We start from the raw sequence: 24289 nt of genomic DNA on the forward strand, positions 1-24289 counted from the left end.
CGTCCGTAAGGTTTGCTGAAAAAGTGGGGGGTAGTCATTCGACGGCGAGCAGCACAGCGCCCAGCGCTTCAAGGACGTCAAGCACCTCCTGCGCCAGGGCCGGGGTGATGGTCAGCCCGGTCAGCCGGCACTCGAGCTCGGCGCAGGTCTGCGCCAGGGCAAGGGCCTGCACCACGGCCAATGACCCGGCGATGCTGTGAAGTTTCTGCGCCACGCCGTCGGCATCGCCACGCTCAAGCGCGGTGCGGGTGTCCTGCATGTCCTGTTGCAGGGTACTGACAAACAGCGCCCGCATCTTCGCTGACAACTGCAGCGGTGTTGCAGGCGCTTGCGGGAGCGGGGGGAGGGTGGCGCCGATGGCATGCGCCGACTGGTTCGCTCTGCAGTGCTTGAGCAATTGCGTGCGCAAGGTCTGCAGGTTCAGCGGCTTGACCAGCCAGGCATTCATGCCCACGGCCGCGCAGCGTTCACCTTCCTCGCGCAGGGCATTGGCAGTGACGCCGATAATGGGCACCTGAGTATCCCGTTGGCGCAAGGCCGAGGCCAGTTCGTAGCCATTGGTGATTGGCATGTTGACGTCGGTCAGGACCAGGTCGAACCGCCCGGGCAGCCATTGGGCCAGCGCCTGTTCACCATTGTCGGCAACCGTTACGGTACAACCCAGCGCTTCCAGTTGTTCCTTGATGATCGCCTGGTTGATCGGATTGTCTTCAGCCACCAGTACCCGCAGGTTCAGGGCCAGGGCCTGGTGCGGCACCGGTGCCTGGTGTTGGGGGTTGCCCCCTTGCTGCGCCAGGTAGACCGCCCAGGCGATAGCGCGCACATCGTGGGCATCGACTTCCCAGCCTTGGGCCGAATGCTGCGGCGGGTTACGGGCGCCTGCGGCGGCGATAATCCGCGCTCCGGGCCAGGGCGTTTCGTTGCCCAGCGGCAACATATCCACCAACAGTGTCGAGGCCGCTGCCGGTTTCATCTCGGCACCTGCGGGCCAGGCTTGTGCGCCCAGGCGATTGAGCCAGGTGCACAGGTGCTGCGCCAGCTCCTGGGTCGGAGCACGCACGCAAACCGGCGCAGCGCCCGGCTCGAACGCCGGGCAATCGGCCAGCTCGCCCGGTCGGCACTCAAGTGCCAGTTGCAGGGAAAAACTGCTGCCCAGGCCAGGTTCGCTGACGACCTTGAGCTGGCCGGCCATCAATTCACACAGCCACCAGCAAATTGCCAGGCCCAACCCTGCACCGGCTTCACTGGAGGCGTCGCGCACCTGGTAGAACGGATCGAACAACTGCGCCTGCTGGGCCTGGGAAATACCGATGCCCGAGTCGCTGACCTGCCACTGCAGGCTGGCTTCCTCGCCACTGCGTTGCAGTACCCGCAGGCGCAGCACCACCCGGCCGTGATCGGTGAACTTGATCGCGTTGCTCAAGAGGTTATTGAGGATTTGCCGGATGCGCAGCGGATCGCCGCGCACCCGGTCAGGGAGTGTGGCGTCAATGCAGGCATAGAGCTGCAACCCCTTGGCCTGGGCGGAGGCGCTGTAGGTGCGCACGGTGTCTTCGGTCAGTTCCAGGGGGCAGAAGTCCTGGGCTTCCAGGGTCATTTGCCCGGACTCGATCTTCGACACGTCCAGTACATCGCTGATCAACTGGAACAAGGTTGCCGAGGAACGCTGGATGGTGTCCAGGTACTGCTGCTGACGCGGCTCAAGCGCCGTCAGCCCCAGCAATTCGAGGGTGCCCAGCACGCCGTACAGCGGCGTGCGGATCTCGTGGCTCATGGTCGCCAGGAACCGGGTCTTGGCTTCGTTGGCCGAGTCGGCGGCTTTGCGTGCCTGTTCCAGCGCCACGGCGTCCTCGACCCGGCGGGTGACATCATGGATGGCGCACAGCCAGACATCCTGGCCGTGATAGCGGGTGGAAATGAAATCGACGTGCAGGTGACGGCCGTCGACCTCAAGGTCGGTCTGCCCGGAGCGGGTAAGGTCGTGCTGGCGGTTGAGGGCGTTGATCAGCTTGGCACTGTCCTGCCATTGCTGGGCGCGCGGGTTCTCCATCAACACCTGATGATCGCTGCGGCGGACCACGCACAGGCCGGTCGGCGCGGTGTCGATGACCGTGCGGCTGAACGCCTCGCTTTCGGCGATGCTCTCATGGGCCTGGTGGGCCGGCAGCACCACCCGGCGTTTGTACCAGCGGTTGAAGGCCCAGCCGCCGCCCAGCGCCGCCAGCAGCGCCAGCAACAGGCCAAGCAACGGCCAACGGGCGTAATTGAGGAAACTATTGATACTGATGACGTAGATCCCCGTCCAGGGTTGCCCCTGGGTGCTGGATACCTTGAACACCAGCCCGTCACTGTTGAAGTTCAGCCCTTCATGCAGGTGCAGTTCAGGCTTCACCGCACCGATCAGCGCTTCGCCGGAGGGGGCGATCAGGGTGAAATGGTCGTAGATCGTCCACTGCATGATCCGCTCGACGTCGTTGACCTGGGACAGGTTCAGCAGAGACGCGACTACCACCCAGGGGCTGGCACCCTGGATGTTCAGATGAGTCGAGGACAGGTCGAGATTGACGTAGCCGAGCACGGACGGGATGGCAACGTTATCGGATGCTTCGTTGTACTGCACCCAGTGAACCTGGTTGTCCAGCGGCTTGGGATTGTTGTCGTGCAGCCGCTGCAGCACCTGCTTCATCACTGCGACGAACTCGCCACCCTGTATCTGACCTGCGTCGCGCAAGCGTCCGGCGGCGGGCACGGCAATGTCGAAGTTGTCCGGAACGTTGAACAGGAACACCTGTGGTGACTGAAAGTGCGAGGCAGACCAGAAGGCGCTGTAGTAATCGGCCAGGTGCGCCCCGAGGGTAAAGACTTTCGCCTGTTGGCTCGGTGCAACACTGTCCGGGTTGATCTTCACGCTGAACGGCAACGAGAACGAAAACTGTTGCCCCTGATAGATGTCAGGGCCCTCATCGGGCAGTGCCTTTTGCAGCGATATGGGTGAGACCAGTGAGTCCAGCAGCTCACCTTTGGCACTCTGCGCAGACACCGTGTCGAGAAAGGCTTCCTGCTCGCGCAGGTTTTCCAGCACCCGGGCAAAGTGGAACCGCACCGTGTCGTGCTGTTCTTCGAGCGTGCGCTGCACCCCCCAATAGCTGATGCCCATCAACAGCAGTACGGTGGTGCACAGCACGGTCAGGCCTCTGTTCAGGCGCAGCGAGCTGTTGGCCAGCTTCTCGAAGAAAGCGTTGGGATGATTCATCGCGGGGCCACCCGGTAGGTGAGCGCAAAGCGGTTGTGCACGGAGACCTCGAAGCAAGAGACGTTCAAACGCACATGCCTGCGGGTCAATACGCGCTTGCCGGACCGTCATGGGTCAACAACTGCTGGAACTGACTCGAAGACACGGCTTGGGAAATCAGGAAACCCTGGACCTGAGTGCAGTCGATTTTACGCAACAGAGCAAGTTCCTGCGCGGTTTCTACACCTTCGGCCACGACGGTCAGCCCCAATTGCCGGCCCAGTGCGACAATGCTGGTCAACGCCTGGGCCAGCTCTTCGTTCTCGTTGCAGCCCTGGACCAGCGCCCGATCGATCTTCAGCTCGGTAAAAGGCGTCGACACCAGGTTCATGTAGGAGCTGTAGCCCTTGCCGAAATCATCTTGCGACAGGCCGAACCCCATGATCCGCAGCCGGCAGGCGCCGGCGTAGAAATTGCTGATGTCCTGCGGTACCGAGCACTCCATCAGCTCGAAGCAGATTTTCCCCGGTACCCCTTGCTGATCGTGAACAAACGCCAGAATGCGATCGGCCAGGTCATGGCTGTTGAGCAGGTGGGTGGGCAGGTTGATGGACACCGGAATGTCATAGCCCTGCTCACGCCACTGCGCCTGGGCCTTGATCGCCTGGCCCAGCACGTGCCACAACAGGGGTTCTTCCAGGCCGTAAAGCTTGAGCGCGGTGAGGAACATGCCCGGCAACAGCACCCCGTACTCGGGGTGCATCCAGCGCACCAGTGCCTCGGCGGCGACGATGCGACCATTGGCCAGGGCCTTCTTGGGTTGAAACCAGGCCTGCAGCTGACCGTTGTCGAGGGCATCGAGGATCGCCTGGCGCTCGAAGCCCGGGGTGGGCTCGGGCTGCGCGGCATTGCGCAAGCCCATGAGTTGATCGGTCAGGCTGCGCAGGGCGGCGGCCTTGACCGGTTTCGAGATCAGGCCGATGACCTTCACTCCCAGGTTGCGCGCCACCAGGCTGGCCGCCATCAGCATACGCCGCGAGGTTGCACTCATGATTGCCAGGGCTGGCCTGCAGCGCAGGGCTGCCAGGCCCTGGATGAACTGCACGCCATCCATGCCGGGCATCAGCAGGTCGGTGAGGACCAGGTCGAACTGACGTCGCTTCAAGCGCGCGAGCGCTTCGGCGCCATCGCATGCCACCTCCAGATGGAAATCACCCAGTTCGCTGAACAGGTGTTGCAGGTACAGGTGCTGGAAGGGGTGGTCTTCGACAATCAGAATGCTACAGGGCTTCATGGGGAGTTCTTTCATAAGGCGCCAGGTAATTGAACAGGGCTCTGAGCGTGAAAGGCTTGACCAGGCAGTGGTTCATACCCGCCGCCAGGCACAAGGCCGCTTCACCGCGCAGGGCGTTGGCGGTGGCACCGATGATGGGCGCCGTGCAGCCCAGGCGACGCAGCTCCCGAGCCAGCTCGTAACCATTGAGCCCAGGCATGTTGACGTCGCTGAGGACCGCGTCGAATTTTCCGTTGTCCCAGAGCGACAAGGCCTCGTTGCCATTGGCGGCCAGCTCCACGGTGCAGCCGAGCTCTTCCAGTTGATCGCGCAGGATCAGTTGATTGATCACGTTGTCTTCGGCGACCAGGATGTGCAGGTTCAGCTGCTTGAGGTCGAACGGATCGAACGCCTCCCGGGGGCTTGCCACCCACAGCCCTTGGGCCAGGCTGACGGCCTGGTGAATGGCCGGCAAGTCGTTGAGGTTGACCTTCCAGGCGCCGGACATGATCTGCGGTTCGTTGCTGCCATCGCCGCAGGCCAGCACCAGCGGGCCGAGCCAATGAGGCTCCAGGCGCTGCTCGAAAGCGCTGGCGTGCAGTTCGATCAGGACACTTTGCGTGGCAAGGTCGGCGCTGGGCGGGCGACCGATTTGCGGACGGGCGCCCCAGCGACGCAACCAGCCACTGACGACCTCGGCCAGTTCGCGGATCGGTGAAACCACATGGACGATCTCCGGCAGCAGGCTGGGCATGGTGCTTGGCAGGGTATTGCCCGAGGGTTGCTCCAGTGGCAGGGTCAGGGAAAAACTGCTGCCCAGCCCCAGTTCGCTGACCATGCGGATACTGCCGTTCATCAAATGGGTCAGGCGCTGGCAGATGGGCAGACCAAGCCCCGTACCCGCCACCACATTGGTGTTGCCATCGATCTGGTAGAACGGATCGAAAATCAACGCCTGATCGTCCTGGCTGATCCCTTTGCCGGTGTCCGAGACTTGCCATTGCAAGGTAGCGCGCTCGCCTTCGCGGCACAGCAGCCTGACCCGCAGGACCACCCGTCCGGCGTCGGTGAACTTTACGGCGTTGTTCAGCAGGTTGTTGAGGATCTGGCGGATTCTCGTGGCATCGCCGATAACCCGCTCCGGCAACTGCGGGTCCAGGCAGGCATACAGCTGCAAGCCTTTGCTGCGGGCGGCGGCGGCATAGCTCTGGATGACTTCCTGTACCAGCCCCAGCGGGCAGAACTCGCTCGACTCCAGCACCAACTGGCCCGCTTCGATTTTCGACACGTCCAGCACATCGCAGATCAACTGCAACAAGGTTGCCGAGGAGCCTTCGATCGCCCGCAGATAGTCGCGCTGCTGGACGTCCAGTGGCGTACGCGCGAGCAGTTCCAGGGTGCCCAGCACACCGTACAGCGGGGTGCGGATTTCGTGGCTCATGGTTGCCAGGAACAACGTCTTGGCTTCGTTGGCGGCATCGGCCAGTTGCCGCGCCTGTTGCAGCGCCTCTTCGATCTGGGTACGGGCGCTGATGTCGCTGAAGGCGCACAACAGCACGTCCTCGCCCTTGTAGCGGGTGGGCGAGCTGCTCAAGTACAGGTGGCGGCCATCGGCGGTTTCAAAATAGTCGGTGAAGGTCGCCGACGTGCCAGCAAAGGCCTGGCAAATCCAGCCGGGGCACAACTGCTCGCGCTCACCGCCCTGGCCCAGCCACTGTTGGGACAGAGTGTTTTCCAGCACCACCTGGCCATCGGCGCGGCGCAGTACGCACAGCGCCACAGGGGCGGTCTGGATCACGTCGCGGCTGAACAGCTCGCTTTCGACCACGGCCTGGATCCGGTGGATGGTCGGGGTGATGAAACGATGCTCCAGGCGCCGGATCAGCAGCCACACCAGGCTGATACTCAGCAGGCAGAACAGCAGGGCGCCCAACAGTTGCGATACCAGCGCGGCGAGCAGCGCCTGCAGACTGATGGAATACACCAGTTGCCAGTCGGATGACTTGAGTTGTTTGCGAATCACCAGGTGATCGGGCAGCCAGCGTTCGCCAACCAGCCCGAAGAAGTTCTCGCGCTGCAGTTGCAACAGGTTCTGGCTCAAGTGTGCGCTGTGGCTATTGGTAAACAACAGCATGCCCTGGGCGTTGAACATCATGAACTCGCCGGCGCTCTGGTCGTTCAAGGCGCTGGAGACTTTACGGCCATCCATTTCCAGGCCCAGCCAGCCGGAGTCCACGTCACGTTCGTCCAGACGGATGAAAATGTACAGCTGTGCATGCTTGGCCGATTGATGAGTCAGCCAAAGCTCTTCGTGGGGTGAGTTGTTTTCGCGCTTCAAGGTTTCCAGGCTTTTGAGCATCGCCTGAGGAAAGGTTCTCGGCATCGGCGTCGCGGTGTACAGGCGTTTTACCTGTGCGTCGGTGCCGCTGCTGACGTAAATCAGATTGACCTGCTTGGCTTTCAAGTTGTCGCGCATGCGCTGGGTCAGCCCGATGCGCCACTGCTTGCCGGGCGTGGTGCCCAGCAGCAGGTGGATTTCTTCATCGGACATCGGTGGCACGCTTCGGGATTTACGCGTGGCCGACAGGCTGAGGCTCTCGAGCAGGGCCTGGCGGGTGGTGAAAAACGTATGGGCCTCGGCGATCGCGCTGCTCATGTAGCCGCGACGCTGCGACACTTCATTGGTGAAGGTGAACAACAAAAAGTTGTACACCCCGCCCAGAATGCCGATCAGCAACACCACAGCGAAAATGCGCAACAAGCGTCGCGCCGCATGGGGGGTGGAAAGGATCGGGTTGATCTGATGCAGGTACGTCTTCAATCTCATGCCGGCACTTTAGGCACGCGGGGGTGCCGGCGATATAAGACGATCCTTAATTGACTACAGGTAGCTCATGATGAAGGTCACGGCAGTGTTGGCGCTGCCTGCTTCAAGGTGGTCTTCGGCCAGGCGGTAGTAGGCGGCGGCCAAGGGGATCTTGAAGTCGGTACCCAAGGGGTCGAAGCCATTGAACGGATACGAGGTGTCCAGGGCAATGGGTTGTCCTGAATCGTTCATCAACTGCAAGCCGATGCCCTTGGCCGTGGATTCGCCATTCAGTGCCACGACACCGTTTTTTGCATCGATGACCCGAGTGGTGGCCTTGAGTTGGTACGTCACTTTCTTGATGCCGCGCTGGCACTGGTTCAGGGCAATGTTGAACTTGATCACCCGCGGGGTATCGCCACTTTTTTCGAATTCCTGCAGGCGGTAGTCGTCACCCATCGATACCGGCACCGAGGGTGTTTGGCAGGAGGCGGTATTCAGGTGAATGGGCTTGAGCAGGTTGAACTTGATGAACACCAGGTCAGTAACTTGCAGGTTGCCCAGAAAACCGGCGGGAATTTCGTTGGTCGCTGACAAATCGCCGGATTTGAACACTTCGAGCGTGTAGTTACCGCCGTTGGTTGTATAGATCCCTGCGCCCAAGCTAAACAGCGGTGGCATGTAGGGGATGTTCGGGTTGGGGGTGCCCACGCGAAATGAAAGCCCGCTCTTGCCCAGGGGGTAAGTACTGTCTACCGGTACACCCAGGGCAGGGTTTATGGCGAATCCGTATCGTGTTGCTGCCGCACACGTGAAGACATGCTCTGCTGAGTTAAGGCTTTGCTGATAAACGATAGTGCCAATGGGGGCGTCCTGGGGGATCGTCAAGCTGTCAGCGGTCAAACCGGCGCCGAAGTTCAGCGTGACCTCTTTGTTGTACTTGTCACTATAGACAAAGGTGCAATTGGCAGCCATTGCATCGGGGCCGACTGCCCATGCGACTACACAAGCGATGCCCAATAAAACGCGCTGCCAGGTTGAAAAATCCATGGTGATGACGGTACACGGTGATGAAGATGCGATGCATCTCTAGTGTCCATGCCCAGACGCGAACATCAGGCGATTCTTAGAGTGTATCGCCGCTGTTGGCGCAACTAGGCAAACGACCCCGTGCGTACCTCGCCGCCCCGTACATAACGCGCCACCAGCACACCGCTGGGCAAGGGTGAAATCGACAGCGCGCCGATCATCTGTGTACTATCGCGCCCAGGCCAATGCTGCCTGCCGCTCGCGCCCACAAGGGCATGGTGAAAGCATGTAAAGAAGCACCCGAACCCTGTCGCTTTTCTTGCAGTCGAGGTTTGGCAACGCGAGCACCACACGGCCTCGGCTTCAGGAGGAACGATGATTTCAAACGAGCAAGCCAAACAGATGGCCAAGCGCCTGCGCGTGTCGCTGCAAGCGCATAGCCCAGCGCTTTCACACGCTGCTGCGCTGGAACTGGTGGCGCAGCAACTGGGCTACAAGGACTGGAACACCGCCGCCGCGCTGTTGCCCCCAGACACCCCGCCAGCGGCGATCCGCTTCGACAAGCCCATCCCCATCCTGCGCAGTTTCGACGAAGCCAAGGCCCGCGAGTTCTACCTGGGTTTTCTCGGTTTCAGCGTCGAGTTCGAGCACCGCTTCGAGGCCGATTTGCCGCTGTACCTGGGCATCAACCGCGATGGCCTGCAGTTGCACCTGTCCGAGCATCACGGCGATGCCAGCCCGGGGGCGACGATCTTCGTGCCCATGCACAATATCGAGCAACTGCGCGACGAACTGCAGGCCAAGCGCTACGGCTATGGCCGGCCGGACATCGTCGAGCAGGGCTGGGGCAAGGTGCTGGAGGTCTATGATCCGTTTGGCAACCGGATTCGCTTCTGCCAGAGCTGATGGACCCTGATAGAGCTGTGCTGGCCTCATCGCGGGTCAAGCCCGCTCCTACAGGAGCGAGCTTGACCCGCGATTGAGCGCGAAGTGGCTCAACGCACGCGCTGGGCAATCCACTGCCGGTACTGGCGGGCGCGCAGCGCATTGCCCAGTTGCTGGCCGATCAGCGCCCACAGCGGCGATACCTGCGGGCGGGGCGCCTTGCCCTGGCTGAGCTTGCGCAGCTGGAACTTGACCAGGGCCATGTTGGCCAGCGATGCCAGCGGCTTGTTCTTCCAGGTGATCGGCGCCAGCGCCGGCGCCGTGCCCTTGCCTTGCTGCCAGGCGCGGGGCAGGTTGGGGTCGATGGCCAGCGCCGTGCCGATGCCGACCATGGCCACGCCACTGTCGACCACCTGCTGGGCCACCGGCAGGCGACGGATGCCGCCAGTGACCATCAGCGGCATGCTCGCCACCTTCTGTACGTCGCGGGCGAACTCCAGGAAGTAGGCTTCCCGGGCCAGGGTGCGTCCGTCGCGAGCCTCGCCCTGCATGGCCGGGGCTTCGTAACTGCCACCGGACAATTCCACCAGGTCGACGCCCCGGCCGTTGAGCAGTTGCACCACCTGGCGGGCATCGTCGGCACTGAAGCCGCCGCGTTGAAAGTCGGCGGAGTTGAGCTTGACCGCCACGGCAAACTGCGGCGCCACCACGGCGCGCACCGCCTTGACGATCTCCAGCAGCAGCCGTGCACGGTTTTCCAGCGAGCCGCCCCAGGCGTCGTTGCGCTTGTTGCTCAGCGGCGAGAGGAACTGGCTCAGCAGGTAACCATGCGCGGCATGAATCTCAACCCCGGTGAAGCCGGCCTGTTCGGCCAGTTGCGCGGTACGGGCAAAGCGCTGGATGACCTCGACGATCACCGCTTCGGTCATCGCCTGGGGCGTGTTGAAGTGTTTGGACAGTTTGCCCATTTCCAGCGCCACCGCCGAAGGTGCCCAGGTCGGTTGACCGAGGTTGGCCGGCATCTGCCGCCCGGGGTGGTTGATCTGCAGCCAGAACTGCGCCCCATGGCTACGGCCGACGCTGGCCCAGCGCTTGAACTTGGCCAGTTGCCGGTCATCTTCGAGCACCACACCGCCCGGGCCGGTCATGGCGCGGCTGTCGACCATCACATTGCCGCTGATCAGCAGGCCCGCGCCACCGTCGGCCCAGGCCTGGTACAAACGCAGCAACTCTGCGGACGGCGCCTGGTCGGCGTCGGCCATGTTCTCTTCCATCGCGGCCTTGGCCAGGCGGTTGGGGATCACGCTTGCGTTGGGCAATGTCAGCTTGTCGAACACGTTCATGGGGAGTGCCTCGTTTGATCGTGTTCAAACCATAACCTTAAAGTTAACTTTAATGTCAACAGGCTTTTTCAGGGGGTGAAGCAGGGTGCCAGGGCAGGGCCCTGGCACCGCAGTATCAGCTGCGTATGAAGGCCAGCAGGTCGGCGTTGATGATATCGGCATGGGTGGTGGGCATGCCGTGGGGGTAGCCCTTGTAGGTTTTCAGGGTACTGTTGCTGAGCAGCCTGGCCGACAGCAGGCCTGAATTTTCATAGGGCACGATCTGGTCATCGTCGCCGTGCATCACCAGCACTGGCAGGGTGAGGCGCTTCAAGTCCTCGGTAAAGTCGGTCTGCGAGAAGGCGACGATGCCGTCGTAGTGGGCCTTGGCGCTGCCCATCATGCCCTGGCGCCACCAGTTGAGGATCACCCCTTGCGAAGGTGTCGCCCCGGGGCGGTTGTAGCCGTAAAACGGCCCGGCGGGAATGTCGTGGTAGAACTGCGCGCGGTTGGCCGCCAGTTGCGCCTGCAGGTCGTCGAACACCGACTTGGGCAGGCCGCCGGGGTTGCTGGCGGTCTGCACCATCAACGGTGGCACCGCCGCCAGGATCGCCGCCTTGCTGGCGCGGTCCTGGCCGTGGCGGGCCAGGTAATGCACCACCTCGCCGCCGCCGGTGGAATGTCCGACATGCACTGCGCCGCGTACCCCCAGGTGATCGACCAGCGCCGCCACGTCATCGGCGTAATGGTCCATGTCGTGGCCATCCCAGACCTGGCTGGAGCGCCCGTGGCCGCGGCGGTCATGGGCGATAACCCGATAACCCTGGGCCAGGAAGAACAGCATCTGCGCATCCCAGTCGTCACCGCTGAGCGGCCAACCGTGGTGGAAGAAAATCACCTGGGCGTCGCGCGGGCCCCAGTCCTTATAGAAGATTTCAACGCCGTCTTTGGTTGTGACGAATGCCATGTTCGTTGCTCCTCTGTGATGTGTTTGCTGCGTCCTAGGGTTAAAGTAAGGTTTAAGGTCACTGCCCTGTTGAAGGCGAGCTATGAGAATAGGAGAACTGGCGAAACGCAGCGGCCTGAGTGCCTCGCGAATTCGCTTTTACGAGACCAGCGGCCTGATCAGATCGGTGGTGCGCAAGGCCAACGGCTATCGCGACTACGCCCCGCAAGCGCTGTGGACCCTGCAGATCATCACCAGCGCCCAGGGCGCAGGGTTTAGCCTTGAGGAGATTCGTCAGCTGCTGCCGGCCAATGCCGACGGCTGGCAGCATGACGCGCTGCTGGCCGGGCTCAAGCGCAAGGTCGCCGAGATCGAAGTACTGCAAGCGCAACTGGCGCAGAACCGCGAGCAGTTGCTGGTGGCCATCGACAGTATCGAAAACCGCCCCGAGGACCGCGACTGCACCGACAATGCCAGGATGCTGATGGAACGGCTGCTGGAACAGGGGCGAGCGGGGCAGGCGTGAATGCTTTGGGGATCAGCGCTGACGCTGCAGCCCCTCTGCGCCAACCGCGCCAGCCGGCAACCCTTCGACAAATGCCGCAATCTGGCGGCTGCCGCGCACATGCACCACCGGTACCTGCGGGCCGATGGCCTCGCGCACCGCCTCGATCCCCGGGCGATAACCGCGATTGAAGGTCCAGACAAACTTCAAGAAAGTCAGAAACGCCCGGTCGAGCTTTTCGCTGCAGCCGTCCGCCAGGTCAGGCCGAGGGCGATTCAACACACTGCGCTTGATCACCCGCATCAAGCAGGTCAGGCGCGGCGTATCCAGCCAGATCACCAGGTCAGCCCGGGGCAGGCGCAGGTCAAACGTGCGTCGCGCATAGTTGCCTTCACACACCCAGGTGTCCTGCGACACCGCCTCGCGCACCCGCGAGCGGAACTGCTCGGCATCGGGTTCGACCCAGCCGGGTTCCCAGAACAGCCTGTCCAGGTGCACCACCGGCAAGCCCAGTTGTTTGCCGAGGGCGCGGGCGAGGGTGGACTTTCCGCTGCCAGCGTTGCCCAGAATGACGATCCGTTGCATGAGGGACTACCTTGTCGGGAAAAAAAGCCGGCGATTGTGCCGGTTTTGCCGGGGAAATTAAACAAGGACTGGCGGCACGCCATCGCCGCTGTGGTGGTGTGATGCCGTTGCGCTAACGATGAAAGTCCCATGCACGTCGGCGCGAATATGGGCTTTAATGTCCGTGCAACGCACCTGTGCTCAACATTGGATTTCGACCGCATGCGAGAGGGGCCCAACAGCCCGCTTCAGAATGCTATGCGCTTGTCCGATCAAGGAAGATAACAACATTGAAAACAGCTTTCGGCGCCCTGTTTCTGATCTGCCTGACTGCCAGCGCATTCGCTGACGATAACCCGGTTGGCTTCCAGTCCTCCACGCTGCTGGACACGCATAATAATCGCACGCTGGAGATGGTCGTCTGGTACCCCAGTGCAACCACCGCCACCACGCAATTGATCGCCGATAATGCAGTGTTTGTCGGTGCCTCTGCCGTTCGTAACACGCCACCGGCTGCTGGCGAACACCCATTGGTAGTGCTCTCCCATGGTTTTGGGGGCAACTGGGGCAACCAGACCTGGCTTGCCAGTGCGCTGGCCCACAAGGGTTACATCGTCGCCGCGGTCAACCACCCCGGCACCACTAGCCGTGACCGTAGCCCTCAAGCAGCGGCGCAGTTATGGCAACGGCCCGTGGATCTGAGCCGAGCCATTGAAGCGGTCACGACTCAACCTGAAAAATTTGGCCAGGTCGCGGAGCGCCGAATTGCGGTAGTGGGCCATTCACTGGGTGGCTGGACCGCCATGGAGATCGTCGGGGCTCGTTTCGACCCAGACCGATTTGACCGTGACTGCAAAGCCCACCCGCAGTTGGTCAGTTGCACCGTTTATCAACAGATGAACGCCGAAAGCACTTCAGCATTGAAGGCCGGGTTGGCCGGTGATTTGCGCGATAAACGCGTCACTGCGGTGGTTACACTGGACCTGGGCCTTTCACGCGGGCTGACCGATGAAAGCCTTGCGGCGCTGCCGGTACCAGCGCTAGTGATCGCTGCCGGCGTACCGTCGCAAGAGCTCCCCGCTCAGTTGGAGTCCGCCAACTTGGCCAAACGCCTGCCCCAAGCGTCAAGCCGTTACGTCGAAATCAGCGACGCAAGCCACTTCAGCTTCATGTCGGTGTGTAAACCTGGTGCGGTGGCAGTGCTCGAAGAAGCAGTACCAGGCGATGGCATCATCTGCCGAGATGGCGACAACGGCCGCCCACGTGGGTTGATCCAGCAGCAGATTACCTCGCTGATCACTGAGTTTCTGACGCAGTCATCTGGCAACAGCGAGGACATGTTGTAAACCATCAGTATTAGGGGGGGCGGTGCTTGTCTACAAAGCCTGCACTGCAGGCTGGGAACCTGGCGAATAGCCTTGATTGTTGACGGGTAACCACTAGCCTTTACCCAGCTTCGCGTCACCCCCTCAAGGCAGGAGAGCACCCATGAGCAAGCCAGGCAATACCGTGATGCTGCGCTTTGATCCGGCATTTGCGTCATTGCGTGACGGCCTTTCGGTTGCCCTGCAGATCGGCGACACGCTGTGGCTGGCCAACGACGAAACCACCAGTCTGGAACGCCTGACCATCCAGTCCGCAGCACCCGGCGAGGCTGTGATGTGCGATGAGCACCACGCCTTCCCGCTCATGGAATACCTGAGCCTGCCCATACCCGATCCAGACGCCGAGATCGACATCGAGGGCCTGGCCTATGCCCCTGACGGGGGGTATCTCTGGGTCGTCGGCTCCCATAGCCTCAAGCGCAAGAAGGCGGATGCCGACAAATCCGCGCAGAAGAACATCAAGCGCCTGTCGACCGTAGAGGCTGACGGCAATCGCTTTCTGCTGGCGCGTCTCCCTGTGGTGCAGCAGAACGACCGCTATGAGCTCGCCGAAAAGGTGGATGGCGATGGACGTACGGCGGCGCAGTTGCATGGCAACGCGCTCGGCAACGACCTGACCGCGGAAATCGCCAAGGACGATCAGCTACGCGACTTTCTGCGCATCCCGGGCAAAGACAACGGTTTCGACATTGAAGGCTTGGCCGTCATCGGCTCGCGCCTGCTGTTGGGGCTTCGGGGGCCAGTGCTGCGCGGCTGGACCGTGCTGCTGGAGATCGAACCCGAAGCCGACGGCGACTCGACCGACACCCTGGTGCTGAAGAAGATCGGCCCGGGTGGGCGTCGCTACCGCAAACACTTTTTTTCGCTCAATGGCCTGGGGGTGCGAGACCTGTGCACCCGCGGCGACGACCTGCTGATTCTGGCGGGGCCGACCATGGACCTGGACGGCCCGGTCACGGTGTTCCGTTGGCGCGGCGGCTTCGCAGCCGATGAAGAGCAGGTGGTGTTCGCCGATCAATTGGAGACGGTGCTGGAGGCGCCGTTCGGCAAAGGCGACGACCATGCAGAGGGCATGTGTTTGTTCAAATCGGCTGAGGAGAGCAGGGAGCTTTTGCTGATCGTTTACGACGCTGCCGCGCAGCGTCGTAAACACGGTGACCGGAGTGTCGAAGGGGACCTGTTTACCCTCGATTAACGGCGGCGCACTCGCCAGGCAAGGTCGGAGCGCCGCACACTATCGTGCTAGCGCTATTCGTCCACGCTGACACCCGATCCGCCTAATTCGCTAGGGACATCCTTCAGCTTGGGCAACCCGTCTTTGATGCGCAGGTGGGTCTCCTGATAGTGGACGTGAACGCCTGGCGAATACGCGAAATCCGGGATGACGGCGGCATACACGTCGATGAGCCCCATCCCCGGGTGTTCGGTGAAAATATGCCCGCCGCAATGCTTGCACCATTTGCGAAAACTCTGCGGTGTCTTGTTGTAAGTGCCAATGTTCTCAGCCCCCCGCGTTACTTGCACTGCCTCGGGTTTCCACAGCGTGAAGGCATTGACCGGCGCGGCTGACCAATGTCGACACGACTCGCAATGGCAATAGCCCATTGCGGCTGGCTCACCGCTGACGGTGAACTCGACTGCGCCGCAAAAACAACTGCCCTTGTAAGACTTTTGAATGCTCATGGAATGACTCCTTGATCAGTTGCTACACACATCGCTGAAGTGGGAATGGATCGCCTGAGGGTCGGTTAGCTTCATCCGTCGGTGAAGCGCACCGCTGTCGCCGGCGTGCGTCGCACCTGCAACTGGAAAATGTCAGGGCGCGCATAGTGCCCGGTGACGTCAAGCGCCCGCCGCGCCGGCGCCACGAGTGACACGTCAATGTCTGCATACAGAATGCCTGCCTCTCGGTGTAATGGACCGGCTGTGATCCGGCCTTGCGGGTTGACCACCACCGAGTCGCCGTCGTTGATCCACTCTTGCGGATCGGGAAACAGTTGCGTGCGCGCCGGAAAGTCATCGGGAATGTCGCTGCCGCGCAACGCGGTGCCACTGCCGAGCACCCAGCATCGACCTTCGAGTGCAATGTGACGCATCGTGCTGATCCAGCCCTCGCCGGTGTCGTACGTGGGGGCGACGTAGATTTCCACTCCTTGGGCATACAAAGAATAGCGCGCCAAGGGCATGTAGTTTTCCCAGCAGATGAGCGCACCAATGCGCCCGATGGGTGTATCGACCGTACGCAACCCTGACGCATCACCGAAACCATGGACCATGCGCTCGGGGTTCGTTGGCATCAGCTTGCGATGCCGGTTGAGCACTTCGCCGTTCGTACCGATAACGACTACGCTGTTGTAGAGCGTGCCGCCGCCATTACGCCGGTCGCATTCATTGATACCGCATACGATTGTCACGGCGTTAGCGCTGGCGGCCTCGCACAATTCGTTCAGGTCGCCGTTGGCGATATCAACGGCGTTGGCCAGCAGACGCGTGTGCAACTGGCCGATTACAGCCCCGTCTTTTCCCGCCGCCAGCCGCCAGATCCACGACGGGTAACCTGGAATGTACGATTCGGGCAAAACGATCAGCGAGGCGCCCGCCGCCGCGGCCTCAGCGACCGATTGCACGGCCCGGGCGATGGTCGCGCTGCGATCGAGCAGCACGGGCGGACGCTGAATAATGGCTATCTTGGTCATGGCGTTCTCCTGAGGCGGTGGCTTTCACAGGTTTCAGCGTGCACGCGTCGAAGGCACGAGGCTAGTTCAGAATCTGAAGCGTTGTAGTTGCGGAGTACAGGCGATGGATGAAAGCTACGGTCAGTTCTGCACGGTCGCGCGCGGTGCCGAAGCACTGTGCGAGCGCTGGACGCCTTTGGTCGTGCGCGAGCTGCTATGCGGCAGCAAGCGCTTCAATGAACTGCACCGCGGCGTACCACGGATGTCCACCAGCTTGCTGGCACAGCGGCTGCGCCACTTGGAAGCTATCGGTGTCGTACATCGCACGGCCGCAGGCAAAGTCTGGGAGTACAGCCTGACCGAGGCAGGCGAGGATTTGCGCCCCATCATAATGGCGCTAGGCCATTGGGGGGCGCGCTGGATAGGGAGTCGCCTTCGCGATAACGAACTCGACGCGGGCCTGCTCATGTGGGACGTGCGCCGGTTTGCGCGCATCGAGCTGTTCCCGTCCCGGTCGGTGGTCATCCACTTCAGGTTCCGAGACGCGCGCTCCGGCGAGCAAGCGTGGTGGCTGGTGGTCGAACAGGGTGTGGCAGATCTGTGCCGCGACGACCCGGGACGCGAACTCACGCTCGTCGTGGACTCAAGCGTGCGCGCGTTGACCGAAGTGTGGACAGGCGACCGCACACCCAGGGAGGTGCTTCAGTCGCGGGAGTTGCGTGTAGACGGCGCTGAGCAGGATGCGGAAAACTTGTGGCGCTGGCTTGGCACGAGTGCGTTCGCCGGTACCCGGAGCGCTGCAATCCAGCCTGTGCAATAGCCATCGAGAAAGGTAAGCGTTCGACCGTCCGCTTCTGGCCGTTAGCAGCCTGTCACGACTGCTCGCCAACACCCCTTGGCTGCCCATCACCCACAGCAGTTTCTGCAAATCGCTGCCCGGGTATGCAGAACACCCGCTAGCGGCTTCCCGATCATGCACTTTGCATGATGGGAATGCTCTGCAATCGCTGCAACATATTGAATTCACAGGCATTACCAATTGAGCAGGCTTGGCACAGGGCATGCACCCGTTCTACTGAACATTCGATGTTCCTCACGGGAGCTCAAAAACAATGATTACAACATCAGAAACCCACTCGACCACCATCGCCGAAGTGGAAAACCGCTCCGGCGTGTCATGGCCGGCAATTTTTGCAGGCGCGGCAGGTGCGGCGGCGTTGTCGCTGATACTGGTACTGCTCGGTTTTGGGCTGGGCTTTTCGGCCGTTTCTCCGTGGCCTGGCGACGGAATGAGCGCCAAGAGCCTGGGAATATCCACGATTGTCTGGCTGGCGCTGACCCAGATTATCGCTTCCGGCCTGGGGGGGTACCTGGCGGGTCGCCTGCGGGTCAAGTGGGCGAGCGTGCAGGGTGATGAGGTTTACTTTCGCGATACGGCCCATGGCTTTCTGGCATGGGCCGTTGCCACGCTGGTAACGGCAACGCTGGTGGTCGGTTCGGTCAGCAGTATCGTGGGCGGTGGGGTGCAGGCAGGTGCTCAAGTTGCAGCGGGCGCCGCAGGCGGCATCACGTCAGCAGCGTCGGCTGCCGCTAGCACCACGGACAGCGACCCCTATGGCTACTTTGTCGACAGCCTTTTTCGTGGCGATAGCACTGTAGCGGTCAATGAGGATGCAACCCAGGGGGTGGTAACCCGGATCATGACTCGCTCGTTGCGCAGCGGCGGGCAGCTTAAGGCCGAAGACCGACTGTACCTGGCGCAACTGGTCAGCCAGCGCACCAACCTGACCCCGGCCCAAGCCGAGCAGCGGGTCGACGAGGTGTTCGCCCAGGCGCGTCAGGCAATAGACGACGCCAAAAGGGTTGCCCGTGAAGCGGCCGATGCCGCCAGCAAGGTGGCTGCGGTGTCGGCATTGTGGATGTTCATCGCTTTGTTGTGCGGGGCATTTTTCGCCAGTCTCGCCGCAACCTATGGTGGCCGCCGTCGCGATGCGGTGATGCCGGTCGATGACTATATCAACGCCCGAGTCCGTTGAACCGAGGAGAACTATCATGCGTTCGCTACTGTTGTTCATGTTGGGTGTGCCTATTCCCGTGATCATCCTGATCGCACTGTTTATGCATTGATTGCCAGGCGATGTCGGCGGCCTTGCCGCCGACACCTGTACTCCCGCGCCATCCCTCAAAAAAACTGCAGCCACCCCTCACTTTTTTGAATTACCACCCGCCAGCCCAACCCCGGCAAAATCCCCGCCCACGCAACACCCAAAAAATTCCATCTCCACGGACGGAGCCCATTGGTATTGCCCCTCGCAATACTCAGCCCAGCCATTTTGGCCGGGCTTTTTTTACTGCCCAGGTGCCCGATTTACCCATGTCTACCCGCGGTCTGAACAACTGGTTCAGCCGGCTGCTGCCGGCCTCTCTGAACATCCCCCCGAAAGAATGGCTACGTGCAGGTGTCGGTGCGTTGCTCGGTCTGTTTCTCGCAGGTTTTGCCTGCAGCCTGGCCTTTGGCCCGACAGTGGCACTGCACCTGCTCGGGCCGCTGGCGGCGTCGGCAGTGCTGCTGTTTGCCGTGCACTCCGGGGCGCTGGCGCAGCCCTGGCCCTTTGTTGGCAGCTATGCCAGCGCGACAGCGGTGGGGCTGGTGCTGCATCACTGCTTTGGTTCGGCCTTGTGGGTCGCGGCGCTGGCCCTGGGCGTGGCGATCCTGGTGATGTGCCTGCTGCGCTGCCTGCACCCGCCGGGTGGCGGCGTGGCGGTGAGTGTGGTGTTGGCGGACTCATCGCTGGCGGCGCTGGGTGACCAGGTGTTCGAGCCGATCATGCTCAATGCCCTGGTACTGGTAGCGGTTGCGGTGATCTACAACCGCCTGACCGGGGTGCGCTACCCGAAAACCGCCGCGCCGCGCAAAGACCTGCACCACACCGCCGATGTGTTGCCGGGTGAGCGGGTCGGGGTCAGTGGCGAGGACCTTGACCAGGCGCTGGAAGAGCTCGGCGAGTTTGTCGACGTCACCCGCGATGAGCTCGAACGCATCATCATGGCCACCGAGCAACACGCGCTCAAGCGCAGCCTGGGCGGCATTACCGCCGCTTCGGTGATGTCGCGGGACGTGCAGCTGGCGACGCCGCAGACCACCTTGCAGCAGGCCTGGCAGCTGTTGTCGAGCCACCATTTGCACACCTTGCCGGTGCTGGATGACGCGCGGCGGCTGGTGGGGATTGTCAGCCTGACTGACCTGGTCGGCCCGGCCATGACTCTGGGGCGTTTCAGCTGGCGCGGGTTGTTCGGGCGCCGGCCCAAGGTGCTGCTGGAGCAGATCATGAGCCGGCCGGTGATCACCGTGCGCAGTGACGAGCCGGCGGTGGCGCTGATTCCGTTGCTCAGCGAGCAGGGCCTGCATTGTTTGCCGGTAATGGACGGCGAGGTGCTGGTGGGGGTGATTACCCAGACGGATCTGATTGCCGGGCTCAAGCGACAGTTGTTGAGTGAGGTGGCGCGCTCAGATCACCGGATCCCAGCGCTGTGACCAGTCACTCTCACCGGCCACCACCTCGCGCAGCACCCTGAACGCCTGCTGCAATGCCTCGCTGTCGCGCTCGCGGGCATACACCAGGTAGGTGGGGTAGGTGAACTCCGGTGCTTGCGGCACGCGTTCGAACACGCCGCTGTCCAGGTATGCCTGCACTACGCGGGTCCGAAAGTAGCCGCTGCCGCCGTGTTCGAGGATGTACTGCAGCGCCAGCGGTCCGAGGTTGAAGCTCAGTGCCGGGCGCGCGCATTCGGGCAGGGCGGCGTCGTGGCGGCGGCGGAAGGCCTGGCCCCAGTCGATGTACACGTAGGGCTCGGGTTTGTCCTTGCGGCGGATCCGGATGAGCTTTTCTTCCATCAACTGCTCCACCTGCAGGCCCGGGCCGTAGGTGGGCTGGTAGACCAGCACGGCATCGAGCACGCCCATTTCCACTTTGTGCAGCAAGGATTCGCCGTCGCTGACTTCGCTACGAATGGCGTGGCCGGGCATTTCCCGGTGCAGGGCGCTGACCCAGCCAAGCACCATGGGGTTGCCGAGGCTGACTTCGCCGCCGATGTGCAGCACCTGGTGGCAGCCTTCGGGCAAGGGCAGGTCGCGGCGCGCGGCTTCCCAGGTTTGCACCAGCTGGTTGGCGTAAACCACGAAGGCCTCGCCGTCGGCGGTGAGGCTGGCGCCGCTGCGGCTGCGGATGAACAGCTGGCAGGCGAGTTGCTGTTCGAGCTTTTGTACCCGGGCGGTGATGGCCGTCTGGGTCACGTGCAGGCGCTCGGCGGCGGACACCAGGCTGCCGGTGCGAACGATTTCAAGGAAGGTGCGGGCCAGCTCGATATCCATGGGGGTAGCCTGGTTCTGGGGTGGCTTATTCTAGTGGTATTGCACCGGTTTGGGGCGAGACAAGTACTAGGCACTAGATCGCGGGACAAGCCCGCTCCTGCATCCAGGAATGGCCACGCGGTGGGTGGACTTGACCTCGCGCAGGGCCAGGCTCGACTGGATCGAGGCAATGCCCAGTTGTCGGCGCAGCACCTGCTCGATGAAGTCGCTGTAGGCGTCCAGGTCGGTGGCCAGTACTTGCAGCAGGTAGTCGGCATCGCCGGTGATCTTGTGGCAGGCGATCACCTCCGGCAGTTGCAGTACCACCGCTTCGAAATCATCCGGCGCCTGGTCGCTGTGGGTGGCGAAACGGACCTGGACGAAGGCCATGATTTCCAGACCCAGCAAACGCCGGTCGAGGTTGGCCTGGTAGTCCTTGATCACGCCTTCTTCTTCCAGACGCCTGCGCCTGCGCCAGCAGGGGGTGAGGCTCAATGACAAGCGCTCGCTGAGTTCGGCGTTGGACATGCTCGCGTCCGCCTGGAGCAAGGCGAGGATGGCGCGGTCGGTGTCGTCTAGGGTGACGCTTCTGGATGATTTTTTCGCCATGGCTGCCTCAAGGGGATAATTCGCCTCAAAACGCTAACACGACGAGAAGATAAAGCAAAAAAAGATCAGTGCCGTCGGAATAGGCTATTTGCACACCCACTGATCAAGGCACCTGCGCCATGCTGACCATCTTCAGCCCCGACCACCGCCTGCACCACGGCACCGAACTCAAGGACGGGGTGCTCAAACCTTCGTTCGAACAACCCAGCCGCGCCGATACCGTGTGCGAACGGGTCAGGCTCACTGGCCTGGGCGATGTCGTCTCGCCGCGCGCGTTCGACCGCGCCTGTTACGTCGCAGCGCATAGCGAGCGTTATGTCGCCTTTCTCGAAAATGCCTGGAGCGAATGGACCGCCATCGGTCGCAGCCACGACGCCTTGCCGCTGGTGTGGCCGGTGCGTGATCTGGCCAACGACCGGGTACCGGCGTTCATCGACGGCAAGCTGGGTTTTTTCGCCATGGATGCCGGCGCACCGATTACCGCCACTACCTGGCAGGCGGTGAAAACCAGCGCCGACCTGGCCCTGACCGGCCTGGCCCTGATCAACGAAGGCCAGCACAGCGCCTTTGCCCTGTGCCGGCCACCGGGGCACCACGCCGCACGGGAATACATGGGCGGCTACTGCTATCTGAACAACGCCGCCATCGCCGCCCAGCATAGCCTGACCCTCGGCGCCAAACGGGTGGCGGTGCTGGATGTGGACTTTCACCACGGCAACGGCACGCAGAACATTTTCTATGCACGCAGCGATGTGCTGTTCGCCTCGATCCATGGCGATCCGGCGGTGTCGTACCCGTATTTTTCCGGCGCGACCAGTGAACGAGGCAGCGGCGCAGGCGAAGGCTTCAACCTCAACTATCCGCTGGCCAAAGGCACCCGCTGGTCCGCCTATCAGCAGGCGCTGGAAGATGCCTGCCAGCGCCTGCGCGCCTATGCCCCCGAGCTGCTGGTGATTTCCCTCGGCGTCGACACCTTCAAGGACGACCCCATCAGCCATTTTTTGCTGGAAAGCGAGGACTACTTCGCCATGGGTGCAGCCATCGCCAAAGTCGGGGTGCCGACGCTGTTCGTGATGGAGGGCGGTTACATGGTTGATGAAATCGGCATCAATGCGGTGAACGTGCTGCAGGGCTTCGAAGGCGCTTGCGCCTGAACAACAAAAAAAGATTGCTTCCTTACTGCCTCGACTCGACAACAAAAACCAAGAGATTGAGCTATGAAACCAGTGACCCACGGCCCCCGGCACAGGGGGCTGCAGCGCACCCTGAGCAACCGCCACATTCAGTTGATTTCCCTCGGTGGCGCCATCGGCACCGGGCTGTTCATGGGCTCGGGCAAGGTCATCGCCTTGTCCGGCACCTCGATTCTGCTGATTTACATGATCATCGGATTCTTTCTGTATTTCGTCATGCGGGCGATGGGCGAGTTGCTGCTGTCGGACCTGAAGTTCAAGTCGTTCGCCGATTTTGCCGGCGCTTACATCGGCCCGCGGGCGGCGTTCTTTCTCGGCTGGTCGTACTGGCTGAGCTGGTGCGTGGCGGTGGTGGGCGATGCGGTGGTGGTCGGCGGTTTCTTCCAGCACTGGTACCCGGATCTGCCGGCCTGGATACCGGCAGTCGGCATGATGCTGACCTTGTTCGCCCTCAACGTACTGACAGTGAAGCTGTTCGGCGAGGTGGAATTCTGGTTCGCGATCATCAAGATCATCGCCGTGCTGACGCTGATTGGCGTGAGTGTGGTGCTGGTGGCGACCTCGTTTGTTTCGCCCACCGGGGTGACGGCGTCGCTGGGGCATCTGTTCCAGTCCGAAGCAGCGTTCCCGCATGGCATCAGCGGCTTTTTCGCGGGCTTCCAGATCGCGATTTTCTCCTTTGCCGGTACCGAACTGATCGGCACCACGGCAGCAGAAACCAGGTCGCCGGAGCAGGTACTGCCCAAGGCGATCAATGCCATCCCGATCCGTATCATCCTGTTTTATGTGGTGTCGCTGGCGTGCATTATTGCGGTGACGTCATATGCCCATGTGTCGCCGAACAAGAGCCCGTTTGTGGAGCTGTTTCTGGTTGCGGGGTTTCCCGCGGCGGCAGGGATCGTCAACTTCGTGGTGCTGACCTCGGCGGCCTCGTCGGCCAACAGCGGGGTGTTCTCCACCAGCCGGATGTTGTTCGGCCTGGCCGGTCAGGGCAATGCGCCGGGGGTGTTCAAGCGTCTTTCCGGTAATAGCGTGCCGCTGGCGAGCCTGGGCTTTTCGACGCTGTTGATGTTGTTCGGGGTGATGCTGCTGTTCATCTTCCCGGAGGTGATGACGGTGTTCACTATCGTCTCGACCATCTCGGCGATCCTGGTGATTTTTACCTGGTCGACGATTCTGGTCGCCTACCTGTGCTATCGCCGCGCACGGCCGGATCTGCATGCGCGCTCGATCTACAAGATGCCCGGCGGGGTGGTGATGGCCTGGGTGGCGTTGGGGTTCCTGCTGTTTGTGCTGTCGTTGCTGGCACTGAAGCCGGACACCCGCTTGGCGTTGTGTGTGATGCCGTTGTGGTTTGTTGGGTTGGCGCTGGCGTACTGGCGGGTGCAGGGCAGGGGTGTGGTGGTTCGTGCGTAATCGCGGGGGAAAAACCCCCCCCCCCCAAACGGGTGAGAAAGAACTGCCCAGCAGGAGGGCAAGCCGTCACGAACCCCCCCAAGCCCCGAGTTTGTTCC

Annotated in this window: 20 protein-coding genes; 9 read left to right on the forward strand and 11 right to left on the reverse strand. The window is 62.1% G+C overall.

Features of this window, described 5'->3' with window-relative positions; genetic code table 11:
• Nucleotides 1-34 precede the first annotated feature (34 nt).
• The 4 genes from ABM562_RS12135 to ABM562_RS12150 all read right to left on the reverse strand — a co-directional run bounded on the left by ABM562_RS12135 (nt 35) and on the right by ABM562_RS12150 (nt 8361).
• Nucleotides 35-3253, reverse strand: coding sequence for a hybrid sensor histidine kinase/response regulator (locus ABM562_RS12135; protein ID WP_460422092.1), 3219 nt, complete (start codon nt 3251-3253; stop codon nt 35-37).
• Between the two features lie 85 nt (nt 3254-3338).
• Complete coding sequence (pvrR, locus tag ABM562_RS12140; RefSeq protein WP_115087044.1) at nt 3339-4526, reverse strand: response regulator cyclic di-GMP phosphodiesterase PvrR; 1188 nt, start codon at nt 4524-4526, stop codon at nt 3339-3341.
• Nucleotides 4513-7332, reverse strand: coding sequence for an ATP-binding protein (locus tag ABM562_RS12145; protein WP_134062108.1), 2820 nt, complete (start codon nt 7330-7332; stop codon nt 4513-4515). Before ABM562_RS12145 ends, pvrR begins: the two co-directional genes overlap by 14 nt.
• A gap of 54 nt (nt 7333-7386) precedes the next feature.
• Nucleotides 7387-8361, reverse strand: coding sequence for a fimbrial protein (locus ABM562_RS12150; protein WP_460422094.1), 975 nt, complete (start codon nt 8359-8361; stop codon nt 7387-7389).
• 354 nt (nt 8362-8715) lie between these two features.
• Here ABM562_RS12150 and ABM562_RS12155 point away from each other — a divergent pair, with 354 nt between their 5' ends.
• On the forward strand, nt 8716-9246 hold the full coding sequence (locus tag ABM562_RS12155) for a glyoxalase superfamily protein (protein ID WP_115087041.1): 531 nt from the start codon (nt 8716-8718) through the stop codon (nt 9244-9246).
• Between the two features lie 89 nt (nt 9247-9335).
• On the opposite strand, the gene ABM562_RS12160 is transcribed toward ABM562_RS12155, so the two are convergent.
• Both ABM562_RS12160 and ABM562_RS12165 read right to left on the reverse strand, forming a co-directional pair.
• The gene (locus ABM562_RS12160; RefSeq protein ID WP_115087040.1) at nt 9336-10568 is read right to left on the reverse strand and encodes an NADH:flavin oxidoreductase/NADH oxidase family protein; all 1233 of its coding nucleotides are present in this window, start codon (nt 10566-10568) and stop codon (nt 9336-9338) included.
• Between the two features lie 115 nt (nt 10569-10683).
• Nucleotides 10684-11514, reverse strand: coding sequence for an alpha/beta fold hydrolase (locus ABM562_RS12165; RefSeq protein ID WP_134062104.1), 831 nt, complete (start codon nt 11512-11514; stop codon nt 10684-10686).
• 82 nt (nt 11515-11596) lie between these two features.
• Here ABM562_RS12165 and ABM562_RS12170 point away from each other — a divergent pair, with 82 nt between their 5' ends.
• The gene (locus tag ABM562_RS12170) at nt 11597-12019 is read left to right on the forward strand and encodes a MerR family transcriptional regulator (RefSeq protein WP_134062102.1); all 423 of its coding nucleotides are present in this window, start codon (nt 11597-11599) and stop codon (nt 12017-12019) included.
• Between the two features lie 12 nt (nt 12020-12031).
• Here ABM562_RS12170 and ABM562_RS12175 read toward each other — a convergent pair whose 3' ends face one another.
• Entirely contained in the window at nt 12032-12583 is a 552-nt protein-coding gene (locus ABM562_RS12175; RefSeq protein ID WP_346617516.1) for a P-loop NTPase family protein, read from the reverse strand.
• 269 nt (nt 12584-12852) lie between these two features.
• Here ABM562_RS12175 and ABM562_RS12180 point away from each other — a divergent pair, with 269 nt between their 5' ends.
• The gene (locus ABM562_RS12180; RefSeq protein ID WP_460422097.1) at nt 12853-13908 is read left to right on the forward strand and encodes an alpha/beta hydrolase family protein; all 1056 of its coding nucleotides are present in this window, start codon (nt 12853-12855) and stop codon (nt 13906-13908) included.
• Nucleotides 13909-14050: 142 nt separating this feature from the next.
• On the forward strand, nt 14051-15142 hold the full coding sequence (locus ABM562_RS12185; protein WP_460422099.1) for a DUF3616 domain-containing protein: 1092 nt from the start codon (nt 14051-14053) through the stop codon (nt 15140-15142).
• A 53-nt stretch (nt 15143-15195) separates the two neighbouring features.
• Here ABM562_RS12185 and ABM562_RS12190 read toward each other — a convergent pair whose 3' ends face one another.
• Both ABM562_RS12190 and ABM562_RS12195 read right to left on the reverse strand, forming a co-directional pair.
• Nucleotides 15196-15630, reverse strand: coding sequence for a GFA family protein (locus ABM562_RS12190; protein WP_115087035.1), 435 nt, complete (start codon nt 15628-15630; stop codon nt 15196-15198).
• Between the two features lie 71 nt (nt 15631-15701).
• Nucleotides 15702-16643, reverse strand: coding sequence for a carbon-nitrogen hydrolase family protein (locus ABM562_RS12195; RefSeq protein ID WP_460422101.1), 942 nt, complete (start codon nt 16641-16643; stop codon nt 15702-15704).
• A gap of 103 nt (nt 16644-16746) precedes the next feature.
• Here ABM562_RS12195 and ABM562_RS12200 point away from each other — a divergent pair, with 103 nt between their 5' ends.
• From ABM562_RS12200 to ABM562_RS12210, 3 genes are all read left to right on the forward strand, one after another.
• Entirely contained in the window at nt 16747-17442 is a 696-nt protein-coding gene (locus ABM562_RS12200) for a winged helix-turn-helix transcriptional regulator (protein ID WP_134062096.1), read from the forward strand.
• A gap of 292 nt (nt 17443-17734) precedes the next feature.
• The gene (locus ABM562_RS12205) at nt 17735-18658 is read left to right on the forward strand and encodes a hypothetical protein (RefSeq protein WP_233673674.1); all 924 of its coding nucleotides are present in this window, start codon (nt 17735-17737) and stop codon (nt 18656-18658) included.
• A gap of 338 nt (nt 18659-18996) precedes the next feature.
• Nucleotides 18997-20157, forward strand: coding sequence for an HPP family protein (locus tag ABM562_RS12210; protein WP_115087031.1), 1161 nt, complete (start codon nt 18997-18999; stop codon nt 20155-20157).
• On the opposite strand, the gene ABM562_RS12215 is transcribed toward ABM562_RS12210, so the two are convergent.
• Complete coding sequence (locus tag ABM562_RS12215) at nt 20131-20994, reverse strand: LysR family transcriptional regulator (RefSeq protein WP_045196624.1); 864 nt, start codon at nt 20992-20994, stop codon at nt 20131-20133. The two genes, ABM562_RS12210 and ABM562_RS12215, sit on opposite strands and share 27 nt — an antisense overlap.
• A gap of 66 nt (nt 20995-21060) precedes the next feature.
• On the reverse strand, nt 21061-21582 hold the full coding sequence (locus ABM562_RS12220) for an Lrp/AsnC family transcriptional regulator (protein ID WP_134062090.1): 522 nt from the start codon (nt 21580-21582) through the stop codon (nt 21061-21063).
• Nucleotides 21583-21701: 119 nt separating this feature from the next.
• Here ABM562_RS12220 and ABM562_RS12225 point away from each other — a divergent pair, with 119 nt between their 5' ends.
• Nucleotides 21702-22736: a histone deacetylase family protein gene (locus tag ABM562_RS12225; RefSeq protein WP_115087029.1), complete on the forward strand. Its 1035-nt coding sequence runs from the start codon at nt 21702-21704 to the stop codon at nt 22734-22736.
• A gap of 63 nt (nt 22737-22799) precedes the next feature.
• The gene (locus ABM562_RS12230) at nt 22800-24191 is read left to right on the forward strand and encodes an amino acid permease (RefSeq protein WP_460422104.1); all 1392 of its coding nucleotides are present in this window, start codon (nt 22800-22802) and stop codon (nt 24189-24191) included.
• Nucleotides 24192-24289: the final 98 nt, after the last annotated feature.

The organism is Pseudomonas sp. ZL2, from assembly GCF_054788455.1.